Raw genomic sequence first — 8,022 nt, forward strand, 5'->3', positions numbered from 1 at the left:
CGTTCTACGCAGCGCCGGCGGCGCGACCGCCGTCTGTGCGGCCGCAGCCGACGCAACGGCGACAGCAGCCGTTCCTTTTTTCATATGTACTTTTGTTTCGCCTTGTTCGTATACGAATTCGTCAATTGAGGACTGGTCGACCAAGCGGATCAATTCACGGATTTCTTGAATTTTCATCGATCTCACACCTTTCTCCAAGTATCGTGCAGCCCGTTCCTTTCTGGCGGTGCCTAAACGTGTCCATAACGATTATACACACAACAGTAGGACAAACAAAAGACTTTTCCGCAAAAAAAGAAGCTGCCCTAAAGAGCAGCGCGTTCATCCAGCCGGCTGAAACTCAACCGTCACGTATTCAGCATCGGGTATTTCTTTTTTCACCATATGAATGACTTCATTCGCCGATTTAGCTGAGCTTTGTTTCGATTTGATCGTCACGCGCACTTGGTTGTCATCGGCGCGCACGAGCACGTCTTCATAACCGCCTTTCGATTTGATGAGCGTCTCCAACGTTGCTTCTTTTTCGGACAATGCTTGCAATTTTTCAATTTTGTCGAGCGCTTCACTTTTTTCTTCCGCCGTCGCGTTCGCTGAAGCGACAATGGCGTTCAGCTCATCGCGCAGCCGGCTCCGTTCATCCTCAATTTTCATGCGCAGCGCTGTAAACAAGTCGTCGCCCGTTTCGCCAGACGCGGACGGCTTTTTCGCCTCTTCGACAGCGACGCTCGGCTGATCGGTTGTTTTTTCCGTTTTCTTATTGGCGGTAAATGCCGGACTGTCGTTCATATTTTTTGGAGCTGTCACGTAATAGACCGACAGCACAACGACCAAGCTCAACATCGTCAACAGCCATACGGTTTGTTTTTTCAACATGCCGATCTCCTCCCCTTACCCGGTCATTTTTTCGGCAAGACAGCGACGCGGTAGCTCGGAACGTTTAACACGCGCGTCACCGCCTCGACGATCCATTTTTTGATTTGCAAATTATCCGCCCCTTTGGCGACAACGAGAACGCCGCGGATGTCCGGCTTTTTCGTGGCGACGACAAGCGGCGTTTCTTCTTCGCCGTTATGAATAATGATGACTTCTTCATTGGTCGACTCGTTTTCGATCGTCCGCTTCCCGCCTTCCTTGTCGCTCTCTTCCGTTGTCTGCTGCTGAGTCGAACGCTTTTTCTCATACAGTTTCAACTCCGTGGAATCGAGATTGACGACGACCGTGACATCATCCACCCCTTCGATCGCCTCAAGAGCGGCTTTCAGTTCTTTTTCGTACCGCTCCTCATAGGCGGCGATCACTTTCTCTTTCGTCTCCTTGCTTGCCAGGAATGCCGGCTCGGCTGGAGCGGACGGCTGCCCGGCGGAAGGCTTCGCTTCGGCTTCCTCTCCACTGTTTGCCCAATGGCTTGCCGCCATCAAGGCGACACCAGCCAACAGCAGGACGACGACGTACGAAAACGGCCATTTTTTCTGTGCTCCTTCCCCGTCTTTCGGCGCTGAAGAAAAGAGCCGTTTGATGAGCGGCAACATCCCCCCTCTATTCCCTCCCCCTAAATTGCACGTCAATTTTATCTTCATCGATTTCCCATCGGCCGGCGAGAAAAGCGCGCACCTCCTCTGCCAGCGAAGCATCGCCCTCCGGCAAAGCCGGCGGCTTCGTCGTATCGATGACAACCGGTTCCACCGAACCGGCTGACTTCTGTTTCGAAAGGACGACCTCAATCGTCTTGATGTCATCCGGCATGCGCCAGTCGTCGCCTGGCTTGGCGTAAACGTTGACATCCGCTTTCAGCCCATACTTTTCCATCAACTCCTCATTGACATCGTTTTCGAGCTGGACAGCCATTTGTTTTAAAATATATGCGCGTTGCGAGGCTTGTATTTCTTTTTTCTGCTGTTCGATTTGATTTTTTATTGCCTCCTCCCCCGCACGGCCGTTGGAAAAATGGACGAGCGCCGACGCGATGAGCTGCTCGGGATCAACGGAAGCGAGCCTGAGTACCGGAGCGAGCATCACGAGAACGAGCATAAGCCCGACAGCCATTTTCACGTATTTTTGCATCGTCCCCGACGGCAGCAAAAAATCGATGATGATAGCAAACAACAAAAACAAAATGATGTTTGTCACCCACTCAATGACTAGCTGCATAGCGCTCCCCCTAGCGGACCATCATCGTAATGTTCCCGGCCATCACCATGACGGTGAGGCTTAAGAAAAACATGAGCGACACAATGAGCAGCGCCGCCAGCACGTAAGCGATGCTTTTGCCGATGATGTTGAGGCAGGACAATACCGGTCCGCCGCCAAGCGGCTGCAGAAGAGCAGCCGATAGTTTGTAGACGATGACGATGGCGAAAATTTTCACCGCTGGAAAGATGGCGATCATGAGCAAAATCGCCGCCCCGACCAACCCGACCGTATTTTTCAACAGCATGGAAGCGGCGACGACCGTATCGGCGGCATCGGTGAACAGCTTGCCGACGACCGGGATGAAATTGCCGGTGACAAATTTCGCCGCCCGGAGCGCCACGCCGTCAGCCACGGCCGCTGTCGCTCCTCGCACGGACATGACGCCAAGGAACACGGTCAAAATGAGGCCGAGCAAACCGAGGGCGGCTTTGTTGAGCAAATCGGCGAGCTGAGTCGCCTTGTAACGGTCGCTGAGCGTGCTGACGACCGAAAGCAGCGCAGCCAGAAGCAAAAGCGGCAAGGTGACGTATTCAACGACCGTGCCGGTGGTGTTCATCACAAACAAAATGATCGGGTGGAAAAACGCCGCCGACGCGACCCCGCCGGAAGTGGCGAGCAGGGCGAGCAGCAGCGGAACGAGGGCGATGATGAAATGGCTCATCGTCCGCACCGCCTCAAGCGCATAATCCGCCGCGAGGCGAAAGCTGTTTAAGGCGATCAACAAGAGCACCATATAGACGACCGCCTGGGCGATTTTGCTTACTTCCTGCTGAGCGAATGCATTTTGCAGCGATTGCAGCACCGTGCTGAAGACAGCAAGCAAAATGAGCGTGCCGAGCAGTTTGCCGTTCACCTGCAGTTCATAAAACAAATAGCGGGCGAGCGCCTTCAGCCATTCGGACGGCGACCATTGCTTGTCGCCGCTTAAAAAATCGGTGAGCGGCCCTTTCTCGCTTTCCGGCAAAAACCCGCCATACTCGCTGACGATCGTTTCCCAATAGCGGCGGATATCGCTCACATCGAGCTGAGCGAGCTGCTCGCTGACCGACGGTCCATCGCTTGCGGCTTGTACGACCAACGGGCAAAAAAAGAGAGAAAGCAGCCCGACAATAAGGAACGCTGTTCGCTTCAATCCGTTCCCCCCTTTAGCGCGCCGACGGGATGAGGCCGATGACCGCTTCGATGATCGCGGTTAAAATCGGAACAGCCAGCGCCAAAATGACGATTTTGCCGCCGAGCTCAATTTTGGCGGCGATCGCCCCTTGGCCGGCGTCTTTGGAAATTTGCGCGGCGAACTCGGCAATGTAGGCAATGCCGATGATTTTCAGCATCGTCTCTAAATACACCATCTGAATATGGGCGCCTTCGGCCATTTTTCGCAACATCGCCAAAATGCTGCTGATTTGATCGACCAACAACAGAAAAATGGTGCAGCCGACAAACACGGTCAACAAAAAGGCCAGATTCGACTTTTGCTCTTGCAGCAACACGACCAAAAACGTCGCGATCAACCCGAGGCCGACGATTTGCAAAATGTCAATGGCCGATCCCTCCTACCCGCGGAACAAAAAGACATCCTTGATTTTTTGGAACAAGTCGCTGACGATGGAAGCGACCATAAACAAAATATAAATAAAGCCGAGCAGCGTCACCCATTGGGCGTATTCTTTCCTCCCCATCTGATCGAGCACCGTATGCAAAAACGCGATGACGATGCCGACGCCGGCGATTTTCAAAATGAGATCGACATCGATGCCCATGATTCTGCCTCCTGTCTACATGAGTAAAATGACGAGCAGCAGGCCGGCCAACACGCCTAAACTTTTCGCCATCTTGGCGTAGCGCGCTTGGTTGTCTAGCGCTTCCGCTTCCTCCCGCTCAAGATGGGCGAGCGCCAGCGCGATTTGCCTTTGCTGGGTGAGCCGGTCGTATTGGCCAAGCGTGGCGCCAAATTGTTTCATCACTTCAAATTCTCCTTGCTTTAGAGCGGTTTTTCCCCATACGGCTCGCAAGCTTTTTTCCCATGCCTCGGCGGCGCTCGTTTCTTCTGTGCATAACGCGGCGGCAAACCGCTCGAACAATTCGGACAACGGGGCGGTCGTTTGCCGGGCGAGATGCATAGCGGCGTCGGCAAGCGGCGTATGGCCATACATCACTTCCGCCTCAAGCGCCCTCAGCGCCGCTTTCAGCTGGCGGAGCTGGCGCGGCCGCTCGTGCAACAAGCGGGCGGCGGCAAACCCAAGCCATGTTGAGGCGGCGAGAATCAACAGAGCGCCAAACCATTTCATCGATGGACCACCGCCCTTTCATACAGCACCGTTCCGCCAGCGTCGAGAATGCGTCGGATTGAGCCGGGATGGGGAATGTTCGTCAGCTCAATAAACCGTTCAAACACCTTTTGTTCCATCACCGGGCCGAGCGTCGGACGCTGCCAGACGTCTTGGATGTTGCGGCCGTGCACAGTCGTCCATACAGAGACGCCAGCATTGGCCGCTTCAAGCACTGCCTCGCTGTCCTCCTCGCGTCCGATTTCGTCGACAATCATGACATCAGGCTCATCGCGCGGATCATCATCATCATCCCTTCCGCTTTCGGGCAGGCGTCCAACACGTCAAGGCGCGGGCCGAACGAAAACTGAGGAATCCCTTTCACACAGCCAGCGATTTCCGACCGTTCGTCAACGATCGCCACCTTTTGCGCCGGAATGCGCCCCGTCCCGCTGCTAATCAAGCGCGCCGCATCGCGCAGGAGCGTCGTTTTTCCCGTCTGCGGCGAGCCGATGATCATCGTATGACGCCAGCGGCCGTCGTACACATACGGAATCAGCGGCTCGGCGATGCCGATCTGTTCCTTGGCGATGCGAATGTTAAACGAGGAAACATCGCGGATCGCTTTCACCTTGCCCCCTTCAGTAATGACTTTGCCGGCCAGCCCAACGCGATGCCCCCCCTCAATCGTCATAAATCCGCGCTTCAGCTCTTCTTCGACGGCATAGATCGAATAATGACTCAATTTGTTGAGCAAATGCACGCCGTCTTCTTTCGTCACTTCATACGGCAGCAATCGGGCCGTTCCGTCGACGATCACCTCAAGCGGCCGGGAGACGCGGATGCGGATTTCTTCAATTCCGCGGCGGCATGAAGGAAGATGGTGCTGCAACGCGGCGGCGACCGTTTTCGGCAAAATTCCCCACACCGCTTCCATGGCCCTCCCCCTTTTCTTGTGGACTAGTTCATATGTATGGGCGGAATGCGCCGTTTATGCCTTACTTGTAAATCGCGAACAAAATGAGCGCGATCCCGAGCGCCACAAGCCCAAGCCGTGAAAACGAGAGCTCGTCCGCAAGCGAAAGCAGTCCAATCGCCATGGTCACCATCATGACGGTTGGACCGACGACAGCAAGCGCAGCATTAACGGCAAGCGCTTTTTTCACGTCATTGAACACAAGCATCAACAGCGCCGCGCTCAGTTCAATGAACGCGGACACCATCCGCATGCCAGCCATGGCCATAACGGACGGGTCGATCGATCGCAGCCAATGTTTCATGTTCCCCTCCTGTTTTGCCAAATGGGATCGATTAGTACAAACGTATGCGAAAACAAGCCGTTTCAGAAGAAGTTTTTACTGAGGAAAACGATGGGGGAGAGCAAAACGGCGCCCATTTTGCGCATAAAAAACACCGCCCCGGAAGGTGTCCGAGACGGTGCCTGTCGGGCTTGCGCTTACGCCCGCGAAACGTACGTGCCATCGGCCGTATTAATGATGAGCGTGTCGCCTTCGTTGACGAAAAACGGCACTTGAACGACAAGGCCGGTTTCGAGCTTCGCCGGCTTCGAGCCGCCAGAAGCGGTGTCACCTTTAATGCCCGGCTCTGTTTCAACGACTTTCAGCTCGACGGTGTTCGGCAGCTCGACGCCGATCGTTTCGCCTTGGTACATCATAATAAATACTTCCATATTCTCTTTCAAGAACTTCAGTTCATGCTCGATTTGTTTCGCCGGCAGCTCGATTTGTTCGTACGTTTCCATATCCATAAAAACGTGTTGGTCGCCGTTGGCGTACAAATATTGCATTTTGCGTGTGTCGATTTGCGCCCGGTTCACTTTTTCGCCGGCGCGGAACGTCCGCTCCTGAATGGCGCCGGTGCGCAAATTGCGCAGCTTCGAACGGACGAACGCCGCCCCCTTGCCCGGCTTGACGTGCTGGAATTCAAGGACGCGCCAAATCTCGCCGTCCACCTCAATCGTAAGTCCTGTGCGAAAATCGTTGACTGAAATCATTAGCCGAAATCCTCCTCACGCAATCCATTATAAAATGATCAGTTCTTTTGGCGAATGGGTGAGCGCTTCGTTCCCGTCAGCAGTGATGACCGTATCGTCCTCGATGCGCACCCCGCCAAGCCCCGGGATGTAAATGCCCGGCTCGACGGTGACAACCATGCCTGGCTCAAGCACGACATCCGAACGGAACGAAAGCGTCGGCCCTTCGTGAATTTCCAATCCAATCCCATGGCCGGTCGAATGGCCGAAATAGTCGCCATACCCTTTTTCGCGGATGTAATCGCGCGTGAGCGCATCGGCTTCCTTGCCGGTCATGCCTGCCTTGAGCCCGTTCATGCCTCGTTGCTGCGCTTCAAGAACGATGTCATAGATCGTCCGCAACTCCGCGCTAATGTCGCCGACGGCGACCGTTCTCGTCATATCGGAACAATACCCTTTATAGTAAGCCCCGAAATCAAGCGTGACGAGCTCGCCGCGCTCGATCGTTTTCTCTGACGCCACCCCGTGCGGCAGCGCCGAACGGTAGCCGGAGGCAACGATCGTATCAAAGGAGGACGAAGACGCACCTTGTTTGCGCATAAAAAATTCCAGCTCATTCGCCACTTCGATTTCTTTAACGCCTGGACGGATGAACGACAAAATGTGCGAAAACGCCGCATCGGCGATTTCTGCTGCTTCCTTTAATATCTTAATCTCTGCCTCTGACTTAATCAAGCGCAATTTTTCTACGAGCCAAGACGTTGGCACGAGTTCAGCGCGGATGGCTTCTTCATACGACTTGTATGCGGCATAGGTGACATGTTCTTGCTCAAAGCCAAGCCTCTTGATGCCAAGCCGCTTCACCTGATTGGCAATTTCTTCGATGATCGGCCGCTGTGCTGGACGACTTCAAACCCTTGGGCTTGCCTCGATGCTTGTTCGACGTAGCGGAAGTCCGTAACCAACACCGCCCCTTGACGGCTGACAAGTACAGCGCCGGCCGTGCCAGTAAACCCGGTCAAATAGCGGCGGTTGTAGCCGTTTGTGATTAACAGCCCGTCGATATGCTGCTCGTCAAGAAGCTCCCGAAGCTTTTCCAGCTTTTCCATGTTTCCGTCTCCTCTTCCCTTAGAGTGTGCTCGTCTCCTTGGCTGCCTGCGTCGAGAGCGGAGAAAATCTTCGCGGTCAGGATGACGCGAAAGACCTCGTAGGCGCGCCAGTTTCACGCAGCGCCCGCAGCAGCCATGGACTGATGGTGAAACACAAGTGTTGATGATCCATTATTTTACTATATAGGTGCAACCAAAACGTTTAACATATCTTTGACAGAAAAGCCACTTATCGATTTTTCGACTGTCGAGGGCAAGCCTTTGCTTGCCTCCGTCACGCCGATCCAATGCTCAGTAAAAGCTACAAATTCGAAAACTTCAAATTGATAAAAAAACACAGAATCATATGGCTGAACACAAGCTTTTCTGTCTCTTCCCTCGAACAAGAACGCCGGCTGGCAAATGTCATTTGCCAGCAAAGCGTTCATTGTTTGAGGAGAGCATGCCGTCATATGCCCAGTCG

At 54.1% G+C, this 8,022-nt stretch carries 10 protein-coding genes and 3 pseudogenes; all 13 read right to left on the reverse strand.

What is annotated here, in order from left to right; genetic code table 11:
- Positions 1–177, reverse strand: a pseudogene (locus tag I656_RS00135) (acetyl-CoA carboxylase biotin carboxyl carrier protein); the annotation flags it as partial.
- A gap of 144 nt (positions 178–321) precedes the next feature.
- Positions 322–873, reverse strand: a complete 552-nt coding sequence (locus I656_RS00130; protein WP_020756962.1) for a SpoIIIAH-like family protein — start codon at positions 871–873, stop codon at positions 322–324.
- 23 nt (positions 874–896) lie between these two features.
- On the reverse strand, positions 897–1,529 hold the full coding sequence (gene spoIIIAG / locus I656_RS00125; protein ID WP_011231884.1) for a stage III sporulation protein AG: 633 nt from the start codon (positions 1,527–1,529) through the stop codon (positions 897–899).
- Between the two features lie 7 nt (positions 1,530–1,536).
- Entirely contained in the window at positions 1,537–2,148 is a 612-nt protein-coding gene (spoIIIAF, locus tag I656_RS00120; RefSeq protein ID WP_015375379.1) for a stage III sporulation protein AF, read from the reverse strand.
- A 10-nt stretch (positions 2,149–2,158) separates the two neighbouring features.
- Positions 2,159–3,322, reverse strand: coding sequence for a stage III sporulation protein AE (spoIIIAE, locus tag I656_RS00115; protein WP_020756964.1), 1,164 nt, complete (start codon positions 3,320–3,322; stop codon positions 2,159–2,161).
- A gap of 13 nt (positions 3,323–3,335) precedes the next feature.
- Positions 3,336–3,722, reverse strand: a complete 387-nt coding sequence (gene spoIIIAD, locus I656_RS00110) for a stage III sporulation protein AD (RefSeq protein ID WP_012820577.1) — start codon at positions 3,720–3,722, stop codon at positions 3,336–3,338.
- A 21-nt stretch (positions 3,723–3,743) separates the two neighbouring features.
- On the reverse strand, positions 3,744–3,950 hold the full coding sequence (gene spoIIIAC, locus I656_RS00105) for a stage III sporulation protein AC (RefSeq protein ID WP_011231888.1): 207 nt from the start codon (positions 3,948–3,950) through the stop codon (positions 3,744–3,746).
- A 15-nt stretch (positions 3,951–3,965) separates the two neighbouring features.
- On the reverse strand, positions 3,966–4,478 hold the full coding sequence (gene spoIIIAB, locus I656_RS00100) for a stage III sporulation protein SpoIIIAB (protein WP_020756965.1): 513 nt from the start codon (positions 4,476–4,478) through the stop codon (positions 3,966–3,968).
- Positions 4,475–5,394, reverse strand: a pseudogene (spoIIIAA, locus tag I656_RS0117250) (stage III sporulation protein AA). Before spoIIIAA ends, spoIIIAB begins: the two are co-directional and overlap by 4 nt.
- A 61-nt stretch (positions 5,395–5,455) precedes the next feature.
- Complete coding sequence (locus I656_RS00095) at positions 5,456–5,737, reverse strand: YqhV family protein (RefSeq protein WP_011231891.1); 282 nt, start codon at positions 5,735–5,737, stop codon at positions 5,456–5,458.
- A 176-nt stretch (positions 5,738–5,913) separates the two neighbouring features.
- Positions 5,914–6,471 (reverse strand): elongation factor P, encoded by a 558-nt coding sequence (gene efp, locus I656_RS00090; RefSeq protein WP_011231892.1) that lies wholly within the window; start codon positions 6,469–6,471, stop codon positions 5,914–5,916.
- A gap of 27 nt (positions 6,472–6,498) precedes the next feature.
- Positions 6,499–7,559, reverse strand: a pseudogene (locus I656_RS0117255) (M24 family metallopeptidase).
- A 179-nt stretch (positions 7,560–7,738) separates the two neighbouring features.
- Positions 7,739–8,022: hypothetical protein (locus I656_RS19610; RefSeq protein ID WP_235048682.1), on the reverse strand; the 284-nt coding region annotated here is incomplete at its 5' end.

Origin of the sequence: Geobacillus sp. WSUCF1, from assembly GCF_000422025.1 — a bacterium.
In the GTDB taxonomy this organism is placed as follows: Bacteria; Bacillota; Bacilli; order Bacillales; family Anoxybacillaceae; genus Geobacillus; species Geobacillus zalihae.

Bases quoted from the DNA above. Each gene is read 5' to 3' on its own strand.
- spoIIIAB (WP_020756965.1), bottom strand. From the start codon at position 4,478: ATGAAATGGTTTGGCGCTCTGTTGATTCTCGCCGCCTCAACATGGCTT.
- efp (WP_011231892.1), bottom strand. From the start codon at position 6,471: ATGATTTCAGTCAACGATTTTCGCACAGGACTTACGATTGAGGTGGAC.
- spoIIIAC (WP_011231888.1), bottom strand. From the start codon at position 3,950: ATGGGCATCGATGTCGATCTCATTTTGAAAATCGCCGGCGTCGGCATC.
- spoIIIAG (WP_011231884.1), bottom strand. From the start codon at position 1,529: ATGTTGCCGCTCATCAAACGGCTCTTTTCTTCAGCGCCGAAAGACGGG.
- I656_RS00095 (WP_011231891.1), bottom strand. From the start codon at position 5,737: ATGAAACATTGGCTGCGATCGATCGACCCGTCCGTTATGGCCATGGCT.
- I656_RS00130 (WP_020756962.1), bottom strand. From the start codon at position 873: ATGTTGAAAAAACAAACCGTATGGCTGTTGACGATGTTGAGCTTGGTC.
- spoIIIAF (WP_015375379.1), bottom strand. From the start codon at position 2,148: ATGCAGCTAGTCATTGAGTGGGTGACAAACATCATTTTGTTTTTGTTG.